The sequence below is a fragment of the Klebsiella sp. GG_Kp146 genome, assembly GCF_040061975.1.
Classification (GTDB): Bacteria; Pseudomonadota; Gammaproteobacteria; order Enterobacterales; family Enterobacteriaceae; genus Klebsiella; species Klebsiella quasipneumoniae.
Genome location: NZ_JBEAHA010000022.1, coordinates 15,467 through 36,512, shown reverse-complemented (window position 1 = coordinate 36,512; position 21,046 = coordinate 15,467). Strand labels below are relative to the sequence as shown.

General features: G+C 60.4%; 16 protein-coding genes and 1 pseudogene. 8 read left to right on the top strand and 9 right to left on the bottom strand.

Annotation, left to right across the window (positions count from 1 at the left end; all coding sequences use genetic code 11):
- Positions 1-4 precede the first annotated feature (4 nt).
- The gene (locus ABLU95_RS20140) at positions 5-1,210 is read right to left on the bottom strand and encodes a bifunctional succinylornithine transaminase/acetylornithine transaminase (protein ID WP_348880315.1); all 1,206 of its coding nucleotides are present in this window, start codon (positions 1,208-1,210) and stop codon (positions 5-7) included.
- 169 nt (positions 1,211-1,379) lie between these two features.
- On the opposite strand from ABLU95_RS20140, the pseudogene ABLU95_RS20135 reads away from it, so the two are divergent.
- Positions 1,380-1,526 (top strand): annotated as a pseudogene (locus ABLU95_RS20135) (hypothetical protein).
- Between the two features lie 212 nt (positions 1,527-1,738).
- The gene (locus tag ABLU95_RS20130; protein WP_101977553.1) at positions 1,739-3,013 is read left to right on the top strand and encodes a Glu/Leu/Phe/Val dehydrogenase; all 1,275 of its coding nucleotides are present in this window, start codon (positions 1,739-1,741) and stop codon (positions 3,011-3,013) included.
- Between the two features lie 62 nt (positions 3,014-3,075).
- Here the strand turns inward: ABLU95_RS20130 and ABLU95_RS20125 are convergent, their stop codons facing one another.
- From ABLU95_RS20125 to ABLU95_RS20095, 7 genes are read right to left on the bottom strand one after another with little or no spacing between them, the layout of a single operon-like run.
- Complete coding sequence (locus ABLU95_RS20125; protein WP_348880310.1) at positions 3,076-3,729, bottom strand: HAD-IB family hydrolase; 654 nt, start codon at positions 3,727-3,729, stop codon at positions 3,076-3,078.
- The gene (locus ABLU95_RS20120) at positions 3,710-4,495 is read right to left on the bottom strand and encodes an AfsA-related hotdog domain-containing protein (RefSeq protein ID WP_348880308.1); all 786 of its coding nucleotides are present in this window, start codon (positions 4,493-4,495) and stop codon (positions 3,710-3,712) included. The genes ABLU95_RS20125 and ABLU95_RS20120 overlap by 20 nt, the downstream gene beginning before the upstream one ends.
- Positions 4,496-4,508: 13 nt before the next feature.
- On the bottom strand, positions 4,509-5,714 hold the full coding sequence (locus ABLU95_RS20115) for an acetyl-CoA C-acyltransferase (protein WP_023289475.1): 1,206 nt from the start codon (positions 5,712-5,714) through the stop codon (positions 4,509-4,511).
- A gap of 2 nt (positions 5,715-5,716) precedes the next feature.
- Positions 5,717-7,201, bottom strand: coding sequence for an FAD-dependent monooxygenase (locus ABLU95_RS20110; protein WP_348880306.1), 1,485 nt, complete (start codon positions 7,199-7,201; stop codon positions 5,717-5,719).
- 60 nt (positions 7,202-7,261) lie between these two features.
- The gene (locus tag ABLU95_RS20105; protein WP_023289473.1) at positions 7,262-8,326 is read right to left on the bottom strand and encodes an aldo/keto reductase; all 1,065 of its coding nucleotides are present in this window, start codon (positions 8,324-8,326) and stop codon (positions 7,262-7,264) included.
- Positions 8,323-9,510 carry an MFS transporter gene (locus ABLU95_RS20100; RefSeq protein WP_023289472.1) on the bottom strand — a complete coding sequence of 396 codons (1,188 nt, stop codon included), beginning with the start codon at positions 9,508-9,510 and terminating at the stop codon, positions 8,323-8,325. The genes ABLU95_RS20105 and ABLU95_RS20100 overlap by 4 nt, the downstream gene beginning before the upstream one ends.
- Before the next feature lie 49 nt (positions 9,511-9,559).
- Positions 9,560-10,558: an aldo/keto reductase gene (locus tag ABLU95_RS20095; protein WP_348880304.1), complete on the bottom strand. Its 999-nt coding sequence runs from the start codon at positions 10,556-10,558 to the stop codon at positions 9,560-9,562.
- 100 nt (positions 10,559-10,658) lie between these two features.
- On the opposite strand from ABLU95_RS20095, the gene ABLU95_RS20090 reads away from it, so the two are divergent.
- The 6 genes from ABLU95_RS20090 (at position 10,659) to ABLU95_RS20065 (ending at position 16,956) form a co-directional block, all read left to right on the top strand.
- Positions 10,659-11,573, top strand: a complete 915-nt coding sequence (locus tag ABLU95_RS20090) for a LysR family transcriptional regulator (RefSeq protein WP_348880302.1) — start codon at positions 10,659-10,661, stop codon at positions 11,571-11,573.
- Positions 11,574-11,707: 134 nt separating this feature from the next.
- Positions 11,708-12,139 (top strand): MarR family transcriptional regulator, encoded by a 432-nt coding sequence (locus ABLU95_RS20085; RefSeq protein WP_048297412.1) that lies wholly within the window; start codon positions 11,708-11,710, stop codon positions 12,137-12,139.
- A complete protein-coding gene (locus tag ABLU95_RS20080) occupies positions 12,139-13,791 on the top strand; it encodes an MFS transporter (protein WP_348880300.1) in 1,653 nt (550 codons plus the stop codon). The genes ABLU95_RS20085 and ABLU95_RS20080 overlap by 1 nt, the downstream gene beginning before the upstream one ends.
- Positions 13,792-13,819: 28 nt before the next feature.
- Complete coding sequence (locus tag ABLU95_RS20075; protein WP_032452665.1) at positions 13,820-14,905, top strand: HlyD family secretion protein; 1,086 nt, start codon at positions 13,820-13,822, stop codon at positions 14,903-14,905.
- Positions 14,902-16,281: an efflux transporter outer membrane subunit gene (locus ABLU95_RS20070; protein ID WP_086075397.1), complete on the top strand. Its 1,380-nt coding sequence runs from the start codon at positions 14,902-14,904 to the stop codon at positions 16,279-16,281. Before ABLU95_RS20075 ends, ABLU95_RS20070 begins: the two co-directional genes overlap by 4 nt.
- Positions 16,282-16,956 (top strand): O-methyltransferase, encoded by a 675-nt coding sequence (locus ABLU95_RS20065; RefSeq protein ID WP_072199069.1) that lies wholly within the window; start codon positions 16,282-16,284, stop codon positions 16,954-16,956.
- 60 nt (positions 16,957-17,016) lie between these two features.
- On the opposite strand, the gene hrpA is transcribed toward ABLU95_RS20065, so the two are convergent.
- Positions 17,017-20,919 carry an ATP-dependent RNA helicase HrpA gene (gene hrpA / locus ABLU95_RS20060; RefSeq protein ID WP_048334923.1) on the bottom strand — a complete coding sequence of 1,301 codons (3,903 nt, stop codon included), beginning with the start codon at positions 20,917-20,919 and terminating at the stop codon, positions 17,017-17,019.
- Between the last annotated feature and the right edge of the window lie 127 nt (positions 20,920-21,046).

The window sequence follows — 21,046 nt, the reverse complement described above, 5'->3', positions numbered from 1 at the left end:
CCGGTTAGCGGGTTAAGCGGGCAACGGCGCGATCAAGGCGCACGAAGGCTTGCGCAATATCCGCCAGCGGGATATTGAGCGCCGGCGCGAAGCGCAGCACGTCCGGACCGGCAATCAGGGCGATCACCCCCTCTTCCGCCGCCAGGTTGGTCAGGGTTTTGGCCTTCCCGCGCAGCGGTCCGGCCAGCTCGGCGCCGATCAGCAGACCGGCGCCGCGCACGGCGCTGAACGCATCGTAGCGGGCAGAGAGGGCATTCAGCTGGTCGACGATCAGCGCATGGCGCTCGCCGACCCCCGCCAGCAGCGGCGCATCCAGATGGGCCAGCACGGCGTTGGCGACGGTCGCCGCCAGCGGGTTACCGCCGAAGGTGGTGCCATGGGTGCCTGGCAGGAAGACCTGCGCCCAGGCCTCTTTCGCCAGCATCGCGCCGATCGGGAAGCCGCCCCCCAGCCCTTTGGCGCTGGTGAGGATGTCCGGGACGACGTTGTAATGCTGGTAGGCGTAGAGATGGCCGGTACGCCCGGCGCCGGTCTGCACCTCATCGAATATCAGGGTGGCGTGATGGCGATCGCAGAGGGCGCGCAGCGCCTGGAGGAACGCCGGGTCCGCCGGGATCACCCCGCCTTCGCCGATAATCGGCTCAACGATCACCGCGCAGGTACGTGAGGAGATCGCCGCGGTGACCGCCTCGATATCGTTATAGGGCAGATGGGTAATGCCCTGCGGCAGCGGCGCATAATCGCTGGAATATTTCGGCTGGCCGCCGACGGAGACGGTGAACAGCGTGCGGCCATGGAAGGCGTGGTTGAAGGCGATGATTTCGCTTTTTTCACCGCCGAACTTATCGTGGGCATATTTCCGCGCCAGCTTAAGGGCCGCCTCGTTCGCTTCAGCGCCGGAGTTGCAGAAGAACACCTTGTCGGCAAAGGTGGACTGCACCAGGGTTTTCGCCAGCTGCAGCACCGGTTCGTTGGTATAGCCATTGCCGATATGCCACAGTTTCGCCAGCTGCCCCTGCAGGGCCTCAGCCAGCGCCGGGTGGGCATGGCCGAGGGCGTTCACTGCGATGCCGCCGGCCATATCGATATACTCTTTCCCCTGCTGGTCCCAGACGCGGGAGCCCGCCGCCCTCACCGGAATAAACGGCGCGGGGGCAAAACAGGGAACCAGGTAAGCGTCAAAATCTTCGCGAGTCATACTGCCTGACATCATTCATCTCCGGAACGTAAGACGACGGAAAACGCTCCCGCCGCGTTGGACAATCGACATTAACCCTGACCCTCGGCTTATTTTGGGCACGAGCGCGCCCGCTGCGATGGTAAAAATATTCACCACAGAAAAGTTAAGCCCTATTATTTTTACGGGTATTTGTTAATTCATGGTTAACGCCATGTTGTTGTGTGGGCTAATGCTGGCCTGTGAACAATAAGATTGTCAATATGGGGAAACGCAATTTATTCACTTTTTGAAGATCATCAAGATAATGAAAAACATAGAAAAAATATTTTCTTATGCACTTAAGTGAATAAAAAGTGAATTAAAATGCACAGCTTGCGGGTGGTTCTCGTGCGTAGTTATTCACTTAAAAAATAAAATTTCTAACAAAAATTTAAAAATCGGAATTGCCGTCAAATACCGCTTTATAAAATTGGTGATACCATTCATTGCACAGAGTTTACTGCTGTAGCTATTCCACGGTTTTACACGACATAAATAACACTGAGAAACAGGACTCTTATGGAAAAGTTATCTTACGCATCTGAAAGTAGTACATCTCCATGGACCACCTACCTGCGCCAGATCGACCGTGTCGCGCCTTATCTCGGCGATCTTGCCTACTGGGTGGAAACCCTGCGCCATCCGAAGCGTGCGCTGATCGTCGACATCCCTGTGCAGATGGACGACGGCACCATTCGCCACTTCGAGGGCTATCGCGTTCAGCACAATCTTTCGCGTGGGCCGGGTAAAGGTGGTGTTCGCTACCATCCGGATGTTGATCTTAACGAAGTCATGGCACTTTCTGCCTGGATGACCATTAAGTGCGCCGCGGTCAATATTCCTTACGGCGGGGCCAAAGGCGGCATCCGCGTCGACCCCTTCTCGCTGTCGGAAGGTGAACTGGAACGCCTGACTCGCCGCTATACCAGCGAAATCGGCATTATCATCGGGCCGCAGAAAGATATTCCGGCGCCGGACGTTGGCACCAACGGCAAAGTGATGGCGTGGATGATGGATACCTACTCCATGAACCATGGCACCACCATCACCGGCGTGGTCACCGGTAAGCCGATCCACCTCGGCGGCTCCCTCGGTCGTGAAAAAGCCACCGGACGCGGCGTGTTCGTCACCGGCCGGGAAGTGGCCCGTCGCGCCGGCATCGAAATTGAAGGCGCTAAAGTGGCGCTGCAGGGCTTTGGTAACGTCGGTAGCGAAGCGGCGCGCCTGTTCGCCGGCGTCGGCGCCCGCGTAGTGGTCATTCAGGATCACACCGCCACCCTGTACAACGAAGGCGGGATTGATATGGCCGCCCTCACCGCCTGGCAGGCGGAGAAAAAGCAGATCGCCGGTTTCCCGGGCGCCCAGGAGATCGATAAAGAGGCGTTCTGGACCACCCCGATGGACATCCTGATCCCGGCGGCGCTGGAAGGGCAAATCACCCGCGATCGCGCTGAGAAGCTGAGCTGCAAACTGGTGCTGGAAGGGGCTAACGGCCCAACCTATCCGGAAGCGGACGATGTGCTGGCCGAGCGCGGGGTGATCGTGGTGCCGGACGTTATCTGCAACGCCGGCGGGGTGACCGTCAGCTACTTTGAGTGGGTGCAGGACATGGCCAGCTTCTTCTGGAGCGAAGAGGAGATCAACGCCAAGATGGACCGCATCATGACCGACGCCATTATTCACGTCTGCGATAAAGCGGCCGAGAAAGAATGTACCCTGCGTACCGCCGCCTATATCGTGGCCTGCGAGCGCATCCTGATGGCGCGTAAAGACCGCGGCATCTACCCGGGCTGATCCCCGTCAGGAAGTGAATCAGGGGTGGCATTGCGCCGCCCCTTTTTTTTGCCGTCGCGCCGTCAACCGCCGGTGGACCACAGCACTGGCCATCCCCGACGCTGCGCCTCCGTCAGCAGCCCCGGAGAGGGATTCACCGCGCAGGGGTGGCCGACCGCGGCGAGCAGCGGCAGATCCGAGATATGATCGCCGAAGGCGTAGCATGCCGCCAGCGGCTGGCCCTGTTCCTGCGCATAGCATTGGGCATGCGCCGCCTTGTGTTCGCCGATGGCGGTCCGCCAGAGCTCGCCGGTATAGCGGTCATCCACCACGACCGGCTCTGAGCACAGGGCATGCTCCACCCCCAGCGCCGCCATCGCCGGCCAGAGAATGTCGGTCATCGACCCGGAGACAAACACCACGTCATCCCCCCGCGCCTGGTGCTGCCTGAGGCGCGCCACCACCTCGCGGTGAAAACCATATCCGCCTTCGCGATACAGGCGCTCGGCGACCGCCCGCACCCGGGGGCGCGACTCGTGGCGAAACAGCGAGTAATAGTAGCGGTTGATCGCCTCCCGCGGCTGACCCGCTTCGCTGAGCGCCTGCAGCTGCCGGACAATCGCCGCGGCCGTCAAACCGCACTGCAGCGGATATTCCGCGGCATAGCGGTGCAGAAACAGGAACATACTTTTGCCGGTAATCAGCGTTTCATCCACATCAAAAAAGGCGATGCTCATCCCCGTCCCCCTGCTCAATACTGACCAGATAATGTTGATGGCACTGCGCCGCCTGCTCGCACTCTTTGCGAGTGATGTAGTTAAGGTCATAGACGCTGAAGCTAAAGCCAACTTCCGCTTTGCGGGTGCCGGTCTGGTCAAACCCCACCGAGCATTCACAGGTGAAGCGGCCATGGGCTGAACTTTTGCGCGACACCACGTTGAGGACGATGGTCACCGGCAGCGGAAAAACAAAGCAGGAAAAGGCCACCTGCAGCGAGCTCAGGGTAAAGTACTTCTCCGCCATCGCCACGCCGGCCTCCGCCAGCAGGAATTTTTCCGTGGTGGCGATGATGGTCTGCCGCGCCGCCTCGATCAGCACCATCCCCTGAATATGTTGCCCGGTCTGGTGGTCGCAGAGCAGCTCCGAGGCATCCTGCAGGAGCAGGCGCGCGCAATAGCTATCCTCATCGCGTTTTTCCGGCGAGGTGATGAGGATATTCGCTTTTTTACGTTTATGTACCAGCCGCTGATGATCGCGATTGTTTTGATAATAGAGATCCTGCAGATTGACGATCTGGCGCATTGTGTCCGGATAGTGCTGACGAATAATGCAGATGGTGCGGGAGATGTCGTCGAGCTGTACCCCCTGACCGATAACGATTTTATCGACCCCGGCCAGCTCGCCGCTCCAGACAAACCGCTCAAACTCATTCACCGTCAGCACATTCTCATGCCGCCGGGCAAAATCGGTAAATTTCTCACCCACCACAATTAATTTTTCCATGGCGCTTGTCTCCTCAGATCGTTTTCACCAGTAACGCAATCCCCATCCCGCCGCCGATGCACAGCGACGCCAGGCCGGTCGGTTGATTCTCCCGGCGCAGCGCGTGCACCAGGCTGACCACAATCCGCGTCCCGGAACTGCCCAGCGGGTGGCCGAGGGCGATCGCGCCGCCGTGGACGTTCAGCCGGGAAGCAATCTCCTCCTCCGTCATCTGATGCGCTCTGGCCAGTCCCTTGACCACCCCCAGCACCTGCGCGGCAAAGGCTTCGTTGATCTCCAGCCGGGCCATATCGCTGAGCTGAAAACGCCCGCGGCGCAGGGCGCACGCTATCGCCGGCAACGGGCCAAGCCCCATCATGGACGGGTCGACGCCGCCCTCGCCAAAGGAGACAATCTCCGCCAGCGGCTGCAGGCCATAGCGGGCAACGGCGCGCGCCGACGCGAGGATCACCGACGCGGCGCCATCGTTCAGCCCGGAGGCATTGCCCGCCGTGACGCTGCCGTCGGCGCGAAAGGCCGGTTTCAACGCCGCCAGCTGCTCGGCGCTAAGATCATGGCGGATCGGCTCATCCTCGCGGACCGTGCTGACGCCCCGCTTCGCGCTGACCGTCACCGGCACCATCTCATCGGCAAAATAGCCGGCGCGGCTGGCGGCGGAGGCTTTGTGATGGCTCTCCAGGGCATACTGGTCCTGCGCCGCGCGCGAGATCTGCTCCTGCGCGGCGATGGCCTCCGCCGTTTCCCCCATCGGGATCTGCAGCAGCGGATCGGTTAATCCGTCGCGCTGGATCACATCCTCACTGCTGAACGCGCCGAATTTCATCCCGCCCCTTATCTCTCCCCGCAGCAAAAACGGCGCCTGACTCATATTTTCCATTCCGCCGGCGACCACCAGGTCGGCATAACCGCTCTGGATATGGATCGCCCCTTCGGTCAGGCTTTTCATGCCGCTACCGCAGATCATATTCAGGGTGTAAGCCGGCTTTTGCACCGGGATCCCCGCCCGCAGCGCAACCTGACGCGCCGGTCCCATCCCCTGCCCGGCGGCAAGGACGCAGCCGCAGATCACCTCATCGATCCACGCCGGGTCAATGCCGGCCTGCTGCAGGTTGTGCCTGACGGTGAGCGCGGCCAGCTCCACCGCAGAGACCGTTTTCAGGGCGCCAAGAAAGCGCCCCACCGGCGTACGGCAGGCCGCGACGATATAGACTTTGTTCATGATTATTCCATTACGTAGAGCGAGGAAAAATACTGCCGTGTCCCGGCTTCGCTGCCGGTAAAGCCCACATAGCCATCGGGATTGACCACCGCATAGTCATCGGGGCCGATCTGTAGCGCTTCGAGAAACGCCTCGTCCGCCTGTTCGAGGGGGCAGAATATAAACCAGCCGGCCTGCTTCAGGCGGGACACAGGAGGACAAGCGGCGCGGGCGGAAAAGATCACCACCTTACCGCTGGCGAAGACGTCATAGCTGTTGCGAAACATCGCCTGCGGCGAGGCAAAAACGTACCAGGGAACATGGTGCCCTGCCAGGCCGTCCGGGTGCTGCGCCTGCGTCGCGGTGAAGCCGGCGTACTGCAGCGGCAGCTGGTGACGATAGTAGTGACGGTTGCAAAACTCCGGAAAGTAGACCCCGTCGATATGATTTCTCGGCACCAGACCGGCAATCAGGCCGGTATCGCGATCGGTGGAGCGCATTACACCGCTCACCGCCGCGAAGCGCTGGGCGCGATAGGACGCCGGCAGTCGGTCAGTGGCCACGCCGTGCAGATAGAAAGCCAGCTTCCAGGCGAGGTTCACCGCATCCTGGACGCCGGTGTTCATCCCCTGCCCGCCAATGGGACTGAACAGGTGGAAGGCATCTCCCGCCAGCATAATATGATGCTGCAGATTGTCATCGGCGATGCGGTTATAGAAATTGGCGCTGGAAGACCAGGTGAGCGTCTGCGCCGGCGGCACCTGAGGGCAGTAGCGCGCCAGCGCGACGTTGATCTCCTGCAGGTCCGGCACCGGACGCGGCGTCGGCAGGCGCCCGGCTTTTTTAATCACGATCCTGACCTGATTGTCCGGCATGGGCAGGAAAATCAAAAAGCCCTGCTCATCAATATGGTAGGAGGTTCCCGGGAGCGCCGCCGCACGGTCGAATTGCACGTCCGCCATCACAAAATGCAGCGGATAGTCATGACCGCTAAAGCCGATCCCGGCCAGCTCGCGGACGGTGCTGGCCGCGCCGTCGGCGCCGATAATATAGTCATAAGCGGCGGAACAGGCCCGGCGGGCATCGTCGAGCAGGGAGACGTGATAGCGTTCCCCCTCCCGGCGCCAGGAGACCAGCTGGTGCCCACGTTTGACCTCCCGCCCGGCGTCGGCCAACGCCGTTTCGAGGATCTTCTCCGTCCGCGGCTGCGGGATACTGACATGGAAGGGGTAACAGGTGGCGAGTCGGCGGTTATCGATATGCAGAAATTTGCGGTTTTTATAGTAAGCGTAGACTGACTGAACCTGCTTTCCCTGGGCGATCAGTTCCCCGGCAAGGCCTAAGCCGTGGAAGGCTTTAATGGTCGCCGGACTGACGCTCAGCGCTTTGGACCAGGTGGTGCTGTGGGTATTTTTATCAATGATATCAAAATCAATTCCATACTTATTCAGATAGCAGCCAATGATTAACCCTACCGGGCCGGCGCCAACAATGAGTACTTTTTTCACGATCGAGCCTCTCTGTATGCCCCGTGCGGGGCATACGCGTGTTGCCTGGGTGTAGGGTGATTAGGGATAGATATCATCGGCCAGACGACGATCGCCGGCGACATTGCAGATATGCCAGTAGGGGTATGGTTTCTCTTTCTCGCTCACGCTGTTGAGGATCGCCGTCTCCTCGTCGCTCAGCGTCCAGTTCAGCGCCGCCAGGTTATCCTCCAGCTGGGCCAGTTTGGTCGCGCCGATCACCAGCGAAGCGATCCCCGGACGGGTACGCAGCCAGTTGAGCGCCACCTGCGCGACGCTGGCGTTGCGCTGGCGGGCAATCTCCTGCATCACCTCCAGGGTCTGCCAGGCCTGCTCGCGGTTGGCGATCGGCGCGGATTCGAACGGCGTGGCGTTCGCCAGGCGACTGCCCTCGGGAAACGCCTGATTGCGTGGGTATTTACCGGTGAGAAAGCCCCCGGCCAGCGGGCTCCAGACGGTGATGCCGACGTTCTGATCGACGCTGAGCGGGATAATCTCATGCTCCAGTTCACGCGCGGCGATATTGTAATAGCCCTGATAGACGCAGAATTTCTCCAGCCCAAGGCGCTCCGAGATCCCCAGCGCCTTCGCCAGCTGCCAGGCCGCGTAGTTGGAGACCCCGATATAGCGAATTTTCCCGGCGCGGATCAGCGTATCCAGCGTGCGCAGGGTATCCTCCAGCGCGGTGCGCGGATCGAACCCGTGAAGGTGATAGATATCGATATAATCGGTCTTCAGCCGCTGCAGGCTGGCCTCGACGGCATTGATGATATGGTAGCGCGACGCCCCCAGCGCGTTCGGGTTGGGGTCGGTTTGCCAGCGTCCTTTGGTGCCGATAATCACCTGCTGGCGTTTTCCCTTCAGCGCGTTGCCGAGCAGCTCTTCGCCCTGGCCATTCTTATAACAGTCCGCGGTATCAAAAAAGTTAATCCCGGCGTCCAGCGCTTTGTACACCAGATCGTAGGCCGTCTGCTCAGGCACCACGCCGAATTCCGACCAGTTGCGCCCCGGCGCGCCGAGAAAGGCCCCTTTCTCGCCAAACGTCATGGCGCCAAAACAGAGCTCCGAAACCGACAGCCCGGTGGAACCTAAATATCGATACTTCATGCTTGACTTCCTTTTAAAGGTGACAACGTCACACTAGCGATAACCCATCCGCTGGCGGTCAGGCAAGCACCGGCCAGGGGAATGTGCGAGAGAGAGACACCGGAGGCGAGCAGCAGCCCGCCAAACCAGGCGCCGCCGGCATTGCCGAGGTTAAAGGCGGCGATATTGCACGAAGAGACCATGCTTTTGCCGCTCTCACTGCTGTCCAGCGCCTGCATCTGCAGCGGCGGAATGGTGGAGAACATCGCCGCCCCCAGCAGAAACACCGCCGCGCAGGCGCCGGGCAGCGTCTGAATCGCCCACGGAAAAAGACACAGGACGACGCTCAGCAAGGCGAGAGTTAGCAGCAGCGCCCGGCGGACGCCGCCGTCGGTCAGTCGGCCGCCAAGATGATTCCCGGCGACCATCCCGACGCCGAACAGCATTAGCACCGGTGGAATAAGGTGGTCGCTCATCCCGGTGACGGTTTTCAGCATCGGCGCGATGTAGGTGAAGGCGGCGAAGACGCCGGAGAACCCGAGGGCGGTGATCAGCAGGCTGCGCAGCACAGCGGGATGACGGAGCACCTTCAGCTCATCGCGGATCCGGCTCTGGGCCGACGGCTGCGCCTGACGGCCAGGCACCAGGGCGATCACCGCCAGGGCGGAGAGAATGCCGATCAGCGTGACCATATAGAAGGTATAGCGCCAGCCAAGGTACTGCCCCACCCAGGCGCCGAGCGGCACGCCCAGAATATTGGCCAGGGTGGCGCCGAGAAACACGGCGGAGACCGCCGAAGCCCGTTTATCCACCGGCGCCAGCTCCGCGGCATAGACCGAGCTTATTCCGAAGAACGAAGCGTGAGCGAACGCAGTTATTACCCGGGCAATAATTAGCATAGTCATATTACCGGCGATCGCACAGCCTAAATTTCCAATGGAAAATAAGATCATTAAAAATAACAGCGCCGGTTTTTTGCGATAACGGCTTAATAGCGGCGTCAGCAGCGGCGCGCCAATCACCACCCCACAGGCATAAGCGGTAATAGACCAGGCGGCGAGCGTAATGGATATATGAAAGTCATGGGCCACATCGAGTAATAAACCCATAATCACAAATTCGGTGGTGCCAATACCAAATGAACCCACGGAAAGCGCATACACCGCCGCAGGCAATCCCGCCGGACGGGAAACAGCAATAGTCATAAGTTACCTTATCTCCCGCCAGACCGGCGGGAGGAGCGTATTCAGGAGATTATTTATCGATTAAATTAAAGTCGCCCTGGTTATAGCGTAATCCGGCGACGTTTTCGGGAGCGAAAATATGATCGATGGCGAGAATATCCTCAGGGGAGAGCATAATATCGGCTGCAGCGGCATTATCGCGCAGATTGTTCATTTTTCGCGCCCCGGGGATCGGCACGATATCTTCCCCTTTGCTCATCACCCAGGCGAGGGCCATCTGGGCCAGGGTGGCCTCGTAGCGGCTGGCGACCTGCTGCAGACGGTCGAGCAGTTGCTGGTTTTTGCGCATGGTTTCGGCCTGGAAGCGCGGCAGATTGCGACGAAAATCATCGGCTGCGAAGACGCCGGGGTCGGTGATCTGGCCCGTCAGGAAGCCGCGGCCCAGCGGACTGTAAGGGACAAAGCCCACGCCCAGTTCGCGGCAGGCCTTGAGGATGCCGCCCTCCGGCTCACGGGTCCATAGCGAGTATTCCGTCTGCACCGCAGCGATCGGATGCACCTTGCAGGCCCGGCGCAGCGTCTGGGCTGACACTTCCGACAGCCCGATATGGCGAATTTTACCCTCTTTGACCAGGTCGGCCATGGTGCCCACCACCTCTTCCACCGGCACCGCGGGATCGACGCGGTGCTGATAGAGCAGATCGATGGTCTCGATATTCAGCCGCTTCAGCGACCCTTCCACCGCCTCGCGAATATGTTCCGGACGGCTGTCGACGCCGGCCATCCGCTCCAGCCCCTGGCCGGTCGGCAGAATACGAAAGCCAAATTTGGTGGCAATCTGCACCTTATCGCGGATGCCTTTAATCGCTTTCCCAACAAGGACTTCATTGTCAAAAGGCCCATACACTTCGGCGGAATCCAGGAAGGTCACCCCCATGTCCACTGCGGCATGGATGGTATTAATCGCCTGCGACTCCTCAGCGCCGCCATAGGCGAAACTCATTCCCATACACCCGAGACCCAATGCGGAAACCTGGAACTTCTCTTTTCCGAGATAACGTGTTTTCACCTTATTTTCCTTACGTGCTGAATGTTATTAAATATATACTTCCCTTTTACATTGATAACAATTAATCTATTCCGAACGCGGTGTTAGCTGGAAATTAACAATGAAAACGTTGCCTGATTTGCAACAAATTGAAATATTAATACTCATAGTGAAACATGGCAGTTTTCGGCAAGCTGCCAGAGCATTAAATCTTTCACCGCCGGCCCTCACCAGCGCTATTAATCATCTGGAAGAAAAATTAGGCGTGCGCCTGCTCAATCGCTCGACGCGCAGTTTGTCTTTAACCGCGGTGGGTGAGGAATTTCTTAATAATATGACGCCGGTGGTGAATGATTATCGCCGGGTGGTCGACAGTCTGAATTATCACCGTCTGACCCCGGAAGGGGTGGTGAAAGTCAATTTACCGCGCATTGTTCTCGACCTTTTCTTTCAGCGCTATTTTATTGCTTTTAAAACCGCCTATCCTGACGTGACGCTGGAGTTGTATACCACCGATCGGAAAGTGAATATTATCGAGTCCGGTTTTGACGCTGGCATTCGCTATTCCCGGGACGTGCCCAAAGATATGATTGCCATCCCCTTTGGCGAGAAGCTGTCGCTGATCCCAGTGGCCAGCCCGGACTATCTCCACGAGGCCGGAGCGCCCGACACCCCGCAGTCGCTGGTCAATTTCCGCTGCATCAACCGCTGTTTTCCCAGCGGCGAAAAGTACCGGTGGGAATTTATCAGCCCCGACGGCGAGCCAGGCGAAGTCGCCGTCAAGGGCGATCTGGTCGTCGATTCCGATACGGCGATGATTCAGGCGGCGGAGAGCGGACTGGGGATCGCCTTTGTCTATCAGTCGCTGGTGTCCGCGCAACTGAACGCCGGCAGCCTGGTTCGCTTATTACCCAGCTACCGCTACCCGGCGGATCATTTCTGCGTCTACTATCCAAGTCGCAAACATATTCCCGCGCCCCTGCGCGCTTTTATCACTTGGGTGATGGCGCAGAATAAGAGTATCCTCCATGAGTAAATGGCCTGAGGGGGTATCCTCCTGTCGCCACAATAAACGCACACACCGTTAACCATTTTTTATCCTTTCCCTTGAATTCCGCCGGTTGTCAGACATAAACTCGTTAGAGCTCTAACGATTTTGGCAGACGACCTATGGACCATCGACAGCTTAGCTTCTCCCATCTTTTATATCTGACCGCCCATCACTGGCGGCTGGCGGTTAATCGTCGGCTGAAAAACCTCGGCCTCAGCCAGGCCAGCTGGGTGGCGGTCGCCGCCATCGCCCGCCACCACCAGCCGCTGTCGCAAAGCGAACTGGCGCAGGAGCTGGGAGTGGAGAGCCCAACCATTGTGCCGCTGATCAACCGCCTGGTGGCCCTCGGTCTGGTGGAGCGCGTCACCACCGACCGCGATAAACGCAAGCGGCTGCTGGTGGTCACCGACCAGGGGCAGGCCCTCTTCGAGCAGGTCAAAACGGTGGCGGACGATCTGCGTGAAGAGATCCTGACGGCGATCACGCCGCAGGAGCGGGAACAAACTCAGCGGGTGCTGGAAAAGCTGTTGCGCGAAGTGGAGAAGAAATAATGCCCCGTCGCCAGAGTAACCCCTACGTCCCTCATGACTGGGCGCCGCATGAAAAACCGGCCCTGCTCGGCTCGCCATCGACGCCGCTGCACAGCCCGGCGAAGCGCCTGGCCTACGGGGTGGTCGGACTGCTGGTGTGCCTCACCGGCGCGCTGGGCAACGCGGTGGTCACCGCCAATCTGCAGCTGCTGCAGGGCACCTTCGCCGCCTGGTCGACGGAGATCGCCTGGCTGCCGGCGGTGTATGTCATGACCAACGTCTCCATTAACCTGCTGCTGGTGAAATTTCGTCAGCAGTTCGGGCTGCGCGCCTTTACCGAAGGCTTTCTGGTGCTCTATGTGCTGGTCACCTTCTTCCACCTGTTCGTCAACGATCTCAGCTCGGCGCTGATGGTCCGCGCCGCCCACGGCATGGTGGCCGCGGCGCTCAGCTCGCTGGGGATCTACTATCAGGTGCAGGCCTGGCCCGCACGCCACCGCCTGAAAGGGCTGACTATCGGTATCACCGGCTCGTCGCTGGCCATTCCGCTGGCGCGCCTCTTTTCCAGCGAGCTGCTGCAGATCGATGAATGGCGCGGGCTCTACTTCTTTGAGCTGGGGCTGGCGCTGGTGTCGCTGGCCTGCGTCATCGCCCTGAAGCTGCCGCCGAGCGATCGTAAAAAGGTGTTCGAGAAGAAGGATTTTATTACCTTCTTCCTGCTGGCCCCCGGCATGGCGCTGGTCTGCGCGGTGCTCTCGCTGGGGCGGCTCGAGTGGTGGTTCGAAGCGCCGTGGATCGGCTGGTCGCTGGCCGCGGCGGTGGTGCTGATCGTCGCCGCCATCGCCTTTGAGCATAACCGCAGCAATCCTCTGCTCAATACCAAATGGCTCTCCAGCGGCAGTATCCTGCGCCTGGGTCTGATTATGCTGCTGATCCGCATCGTGCTGGCGGAGCAGAATACCGGGGTGATCGGCTGGCTGCAGTACGTTGGCCTGCAAAACGAACAGATGACCAACCTTGCGTGGTCAATTTTCGCCGGCATTCTGTGCGGGATCATCGCCAGCTGCCTGACGCTTAACCCGCAGAAGCTCTACTGGCCGACCGCCACCGCCCTGGCGCTGATCATGGTGGCCTCGCTGCTCGACAGCCAGTCCAACGCCCTCACCCGTCCGGAACAGCTGATGTTCAGCCAGTTTTTGCTTGGCTTCGGCAGCGCCTTCTTTCTGGCGCCGGCGATGCTCGCCGGTATTGGCGGGGTGTTCGCCGATCCGCGCAACCTGGTCAGCTTCTCGGTGCTGTTCGGCATGAGCCAGAACATCGGCGGTCTGCTGGGGTCGGCGATACTCGGCACCTTCCAGACCTGGCGGGAGAAATTTCACTCCAGCCAGCTGGCGGACCAGATCACCACGCTCAACCCGCCGATCGTCGAGCGGCTGCAGCAGTACAGCCAGATGTACCAGAGCCAGATCGGCGACAGCACGCTGCTTAACGTTCAGGCCACCACCCTGCTGCAAAACGCCGCGACGCTGCAGGCCAATATTCTCGCCTGGAATGACACCTATCTGCTGACGGCGGCGATCTCCGCCGGGACGTTAGTGTGGGTTTTCTGGCGCTTAATTCGCTTACGACTGACCGCCCGTATCGCCTTAAAACGCGCCACCGGCAGCAAATAATTATCATCATTTCATCTCTGGAGTCGTTATGAGTCAGCAGGATGCGGCCAAACAACAGGCCAACACCCGGAACAACATTCGCGTGGTTTCCATTTTTACCGCCGCGGCGATAGGCCTCGTCGGCGTACTGGTGATCCTCTATGCCTGGCAACTGCCGCCGTTCACCCGTCATAGCCAGTTTACCGACAACGCCTACGTGCGCGGGCAGACCACCTTTATCAGTCCGCAGGTCAACGGCTACATCACTGCCGTCAACGTCAAGGATTTCGCCATCGTTCAGCCGGGCGAGGTGCTGTTCCAGATAGACGATCGCATCTATAAGCAGCGGGTGCACCAGGCCCAGGCCACCCTGGCGATGAAGGAGGCGGCGCTGCGCAACAACCTGCAGCAGCGCAAAAGCGCCGAGGCGACGATCGCCAAAAATGAAGCCGCGCTGCAGAACGCCCGCGCGCAGAATCTGAAAATCCAGGCTGATTTAAAACGGGTGCAGGAGCTGACCGCCGATGGATCGCTGTCGATCCGCGAGCGGGATTCCGCCCGCGCCAGCGCCGCCCAGGGGGCAGCGGATATTGAACAGGCGAAAGCGGCGCTGGAGATGTCGCGCCAGGACCGCGAATCGACCATCGTCAATCGCGATTCACTGGAGGCCGACGTGGCCAGCGCCAAAGCCGCCCTCGAGCTGGCGCAGATTGACCTGCAGAATACGCAGATCATCGCCCCCACCGGCGGCCAGCTGGGGCAGATTTCGGTGCGTCTTGGCGCTTACGTCAGCGCCGGAACCCATCTGACTTCGCTGGTGCCGCCGCAGCACTGGGTGATCGCCAACCTGAAAGAGACCCAGCTGGCCGATGTGCGTATCGGCCAGCCGGTTACCTTCACCGTTGACGCGCTCAACGGCGAGACCTTCCACGGCAAGGTGCAGAGTATCTCCCCGGCGACCGGGGTGGAGTTCAGCGCCATTTCGCCGGACAACGCCACCGGCAACTTCGTCAAGATCGCCCAGCGCATCCCGGTACGCATCACGGTTAACGAGGGGCAACGCAACAGCGAGCGCCTGCGCCCCGGCATGTCGGTGCAGGTGACCATTGATACCCGCGCGGAGAAGCAGCCATGATCCGCCCGGTCACCCTTGCCATCGTCCTGGCGCTGGTCGGCTGTCAGTCCGCCGATGTGCAGCGCGCCCAGCCGACGCTCGCCATCCCTGCCGCCTGGCGGGCCGACGTTGGCCCTGCCAGCCCGGTGGAAGGCGTATGGTGGCGCAATTTTCATGACAGCGCGCTGAATCAGTATGTCGACCGGGCGCTGCGCTATAACAGCGATGTGCTGATCGCCCGCGAGCGGGTGAATGAGTATCAGGCGCGGGCGTATGCCGCCGACAGCACTCTTTTCCCCTCGCTGGATGCCAGCCTGACCGGCACCCGCGCCCGCGCGCAGTCCGCCGCCACCGGCCTGCCGATCCACAGTACGGTGTATAAAGGCGGCCTGACCGCCAGCTATGATGTCGATATCTGGGGCGCGAACCGCAGCGCGGCCAGCGCCGCCGGGGCCAGCCTCGAGGCGCAGAAAGCCGCTGCCGACGCGGCCAATTTGAGCGTCGCCGCCTCGGTGGCCGTGGGCTACGTGACGCTGCTGTCGCTGGATGAGCAACTGCGGGTCACGCAGCAGACGCTCCAGGCGCGGGAAGACGCCTGGCGCCTGGCCAAACGTCAGTATGAAACCGGGTATACCTCGCGCCTTGAGCTGATGCAGGCGGATTCGGAGCTGCGCTCCACGCGGGCGCAGATCCCGCCGCTGCAGCACCAGATTGCGCAGCAGGAAAACGCCCTCAGCGTGCTGCTGGGGGATAACCCCGGCGCGATAAAACGCGGCGAATTCGCCGGGCTCACCCCGCTGCGTCTGCCCTCGCAGCTGCCGTCCACCTTGCTCAACCGCCGCCCGGATATCGTACAGGCCCAGCGTCAGCTGGTCGCCGCCGATGCCACCCTGGCCTCGTCCCAGGCGCAGCTGCTGCCGTCTATCAACCTGACCGCCACCGGCAGCCTGCAGGATCGGACGCTGCCGGATCTGCTGGACAACCCGCTGCGACTCTGGAGCATTGGCGGTAGCATCCTGGCGCCGCTGCTTAACCGCCAGGCGTTAAATGCCCAGGTGGATGTCTCGATGGCCCAGCGCAACCAGGCGCTGTACAGCTATGAGAAAACGGTGCGCGGCGCGTTTAAAGAGGTCAATGACAGCCTGGACGCCATTAGCCGCTACGGCGAACAGCTGACCGAACTGCAGGGGCAGGAGGCGGTGGCGGAAGAAACATTGCGCATTGCGCAGAACCGCTACCGTAACGGCTACTCTTCGTATCTGGATGTGCTTGATGCCCAGCGAACGCTGTTCTCCACCCAGCTTAGCGTGGTACAGGTGAAGAATAACCTGCTGCTGGCGCAGATCGATCTATACCGGGCGCTGGGAGGCGGCTGGTCTGACTCATCAGGGAGCTAAATGGGGAAGCGTCATATGCAACAACAGTGGTCTGCAGTAGACAATTATTTGATTGAGGCCTTAATTCCCAGCGATCCTATGCTCGATCGGGTACTGGAAAACAACCATCGTGCCGGGCTCCCGGCACACGATGTCGCCGCCAATCAGGGTCAGTTTCTCGCCCTGCTGGTACGGCTTACCCAGGCTAAGCGGATCCTGGAGATCGGCACCCTCGGCGGCTATAGCACCATCTGGATGGCGCGCGAGCTTCCTGCCGACGGCCAACTCCTCACCCTGGAGGCCGACGCGCATCATGCCCGCGTGGCGCGGGAGAATCTGCAACTGGCGGGTGTTGACCAGCGGGTCACGCTGCGGGAGGGGCCCGCGCTACAGTCCCTGGAGGCGCTTGGCGAATGTCCCGCTTTCGACCTGATCTTCATCGATGCCGATAAGCCGAATAATCCCCATTATCTGCGCTGGGCGCTACGTTATTCCCGCCCGGGAACCTTAATTATTGGCGATAACGTGGTACGCGACGGCGAAGTGGTCAACCCACAGAGCGCCGACGAGCGCGTTCAGGGCGTGCGTCAGTTCATTGAGATGATGGGCGCCGAGCCACGGTTGACGGCAACGGCGCTGCAAACCGTGGGCACGAAAGGCTGGGACGGCTTTACCCTGGCGTGGGTCAACGCTTAAGCGTGGACGCCTGGCCCGGCGCCCCGGTAAGCGCAGCGCCACCGGGGACAACCGGCCAGGTTACGGCGTAATCTGCTCCATCGCCTGCAGCACGCGTTTGTCCGAGATAGGGTACGGGGTCCCCAGCTGCTGGGCGAAGAAGCTCACCCGCAGCTCCTCGATCATCCAGCGGATCTCCCGGACATCGTCGTCCTCACGGCGGTTCGGCGGCAGCTTATTCAGCCACTGCTGCCACGCCTGCTGCACGCTCTCGATTTTCAGCATCTGCGCGCGGTCGCGGTGCGGATCGATAGCCATCTTCTCCAGACGCTTTTCAATCGCCTGCAGATAGCGCAGCGTATCGCCAAGACGACGGAAGCCGTTGCCGGTGACAAAGCCGCGGTAAACCAGCCCCGCCATCTGCGCTTTGATGTCCGACAGCCCCAGCGCCATGGTCATATCCACCCGGCCTTTCAGCCGTTTGTTGATATTGAACACCGCGGTGAGGATCTGCTCGACCTGTTTGGCGATCTCCACGACCGTCTCGTTGAGCTCGGCGCGAACTTTATCATGCAGCTGGCTAAAGCCCTCTTCCGTCCACACCGGCCCGCCCGCCTCGTCGATAAGCTTATCAACGCCGCAGGAGATGCAGTCGTCAATCAGATCCAGCACTTTGCCGTACGGGTTAAAATAGAGCCCGAGCTTGGCTTTGTTCGGCAGCTTCTCGTGCAGATACTTAATCGGCGACGGAATGTTAAGCAGCAGCAGGCGACGCAGACCGCGCCACATGGCCTGCTGCTGTTCCTGTGGATTATCAAACAGCTTGATGGCCACGCTGTCGCGCTCGTCCACCAGCGCCGGCCAGGCTTTTACCTTATAGTTGCCGCGCTTCTGTTCGTAACTCTCCGCCAGGGTGCCAAAGCTCCAGATATGCAGCCCGCTCTGCTCGATGCCGTCATCAGCGACCGCCGACAGCGTCTCCTGAACTTTGCCCTTCAGCGCCTCTTTCAGCGCCTGCAGCGAGCGCCCTTCCTGCAGCTTCTTGTTTTTATCGTCCACCACCCGGAAAGTGATTTTCAGGTGATCGGGCACCTGATCCCACTGCCAGGCTTCGCGGTCGATGGTCACGCCGGTCATCCGCCGCAGTTCGCGCTCGAGGGAGTCGAGCAGCGGCAGCTCCAGCGGCGTCGCCCGGCCAAGAAACGCTTCAGCATAGTTGGGCGCCGGGACGAAATTGCGCCGCACCGGCTTCGGCAGCGATTTTATCAGGGCGATAATCAGCTCCCGGCGCAGACCGGGGATCTGCCATTCAAACCCGGCCTCCTCCACCTGATTAAGCAGCGGCAGCGGAATATGCACCGTCACGCCGTCGGCGTCGGCGCCCGGCTCGAACTGATAGGTCAGACGCAGCTTCAGATTGCCCTGGTGCCAGAAGTTCGGATAGTCCAGTTTGCTGACCTGCTCCGCCCCTTCCTTAATCAGCATGCTCTTCTCAAAGTTGAGCAGATCCGGGGTGTCGCGGCTGGCCTGCTTCCACCAGGCGTCAAAATGCCGGGCGGAGATGACGTCGTGACTGATGCGCTGGTCGTAGAATTCGAACAGGGTCTCGTCATCCACCAGAATGTCGCGGCGGCGCGACTTATGCTCCAGCTCTTCGATTTCCGCCCGCAGCTTCAGGTTCTCCCGGAAGAAGGCGTGGCGCGTTTGCCAGTCACCCTCCACCAGCGCGTGGCGGATAAACAGCTCGCGGCACAGCGCCGGGTCGATCTGGCTGTAGTTGACCTTACGCGCGCCAACGATCGGCAGGCCATAGACGGTGACCTTTTCCGTCGCCATCACCGCGCCCTGCGCCCGCTCCCAGTGCGGCTCACTGTATGAGCGTTTGATCAGGTGCTGCGCGACCGGCTCCACCCACTCCGGCTCAATGCGGGCGGCAATGCGGCCCCACAGGCGGCTGGTTTCCACCAGTTCCGCCACCATCGTCCACTTCGGCGGCTTTTTAAACAGACCGGACCCCGGGAAGATGGAGAAGCGGGCGTTCCGCGCGCCGGTAAACTCCTGTTTATCGGCATCCTTCATGCCGATGTGCGACAGCAGACCGGTCAGCAGCGCAGTATGGATCTCGCGGTATTCCGCCGGTTCGCTGTTGATCGGCAGGCCAAGCTCTTTCACCACCTGACGCAGCTGGGTGTAGATATCCTGCCACTCGCGCACGCGCAAATAGTTCAGAAAATCGACCCGGCACTGGCGGCGGAACTGATTCGACGACAGCGCCTTCTGCTGCTCGCCGAGGTAGTTCCACAGATTGACGAAGGCGAGGAAATCAGACTCTTTATCGTGAAAGCGGCGGTGCTTTTCGTCGGAGGCCTGCTGCTTATCCATCGGCCGCTCGCGCGGATCCTGAATCGACAGCGCGGAGGTGATGATCATCGCTTCCCGCACGCAGCCGTGCTTCTGCGCCTCCAGCACCATCCGCGCCAGGCGCGGGTCCACCGGCAGCTGGCTGAGCTGGCGGCCCATCGGCGTTAGCTTATAGGCGGTGGCCTGCTCATCGGTGGTGATCGCGCCCAGCTCTTCCAGCAGGCGCACGCCGTCCTGAATGTTGCGCTTATCTGGCGCTTCAACGAACGGGAAGGCGGCGATATCGCCTAAGCCCAGGGCGGTCATCTGCAGGATGACCGACGCCAGGTTGGTGCGCAGAATTTCCGGGTCGGTAAATTCCGGGCGCGACAGGAAATCGTCTTCTGAATAAAGACGAATACAGATCCCTTCCGAGACGCGGCCGCAGCGGCCTTTACGCTGGTTGGCGGAGGCCTGGGAAACCGGCTCGATCGGCAGGCGCTGCACCTTGGTGCGGTAGCTGTAGCGGCTGATACGCGCGGTACCGGGATCGATAACGTACTTGATGCCCGGCACGGTCAGCGAGGTTTCCGCCACGTTGGTCGCCAGCACGATGCGCCGTCCGCTGTGCGGCTGGAAGACGCGGTTCTGCTCGCTGTTGGACAAGCGAGCGTACAGCGGCAGCACTTCGGTATGGCGCAGATCCAGCTTATTCAGCGCATCGGCGGTATCGCGAATCTCCCGCTCGCCGCTCATAAAGATCAGAATATCCCCTGGCCCTTCGCGCCCCAGCTCGTCGACGGCATCAAAGATCGCCTGCAGCTGATCGCGCTCGGTATCGTCCGCCTCTTCCACTATCGGCCGGTAGCGCACTTCCACCGGGTAAGTCCGCCCGGAGACTTCGATAATCGGCGCATTATTGAAATGCTTTGAGAAACGTTCCGGGTCGATGGTCGCCGAGGTGATGATGATTTTCAGGTCAGGACGGCGCGGCAGCAGCTCTTTCAGATAGCCGAGCAGGAAGTCGATGTTCAGGCTGCGCTCGTGCGCTTCATCGATAATGATGGTGTCATACTGCATCAGCAGGCGATCCTGCTGGATCTCCGCCAGCAGAATACCGTCGGTCATCAGCTTGACCATGGTGTTGTCGCTGACGTGATCGCTAAAGCGGACCTTATAGCCGATACAACCGCCCGGCTCCGTTTGTAGCTCCTCGGCGATACGGTTGGCGACGGTTCGCGCGGCCAGACGACGCGGCTGGGTATGGCCGATCAGCCCTTTCAGCCCGCGGCCCAGCTCCATGCAGATTTTTGGCAGCTGGGTGGTTTTACCCGAACCGGTCTCCCCGGCGACAATCACCACCTGGTGATCGCGTACCGCCTCGAGAATTTCTTGTTTTTTCTGGCTAACCGGCAGGTTTTCCGGATAGGTGATGGCCGGGCGCGCCGCTTCGCGCAGCAGGACTTTACCGGCTGCCTGGCTTATCTCCTGCGCCATCTCCTGGAGGATGGCCTGTTGCGATTCAGGATTTTTAACCTTCTTCACGCCGTGCAGACGGCGGGCAAAGCGCGTTTTGTCGCGCAGCATCAGGCCGTCGAGCTGTTGATAAAGCTGGGGGAAGGTGATTTTTTGTTGTTCTGTCATAGCGTTATCGGGCAGAGCTCTGCCGGGAAAATCTCTTTTGAAGTATTGCCTTAGAGTACCACATCTGTGTCATCCGTGCCTTGTTCAAAAAATCTGAACATAGGATTCGATATATTGCGCTATCTCT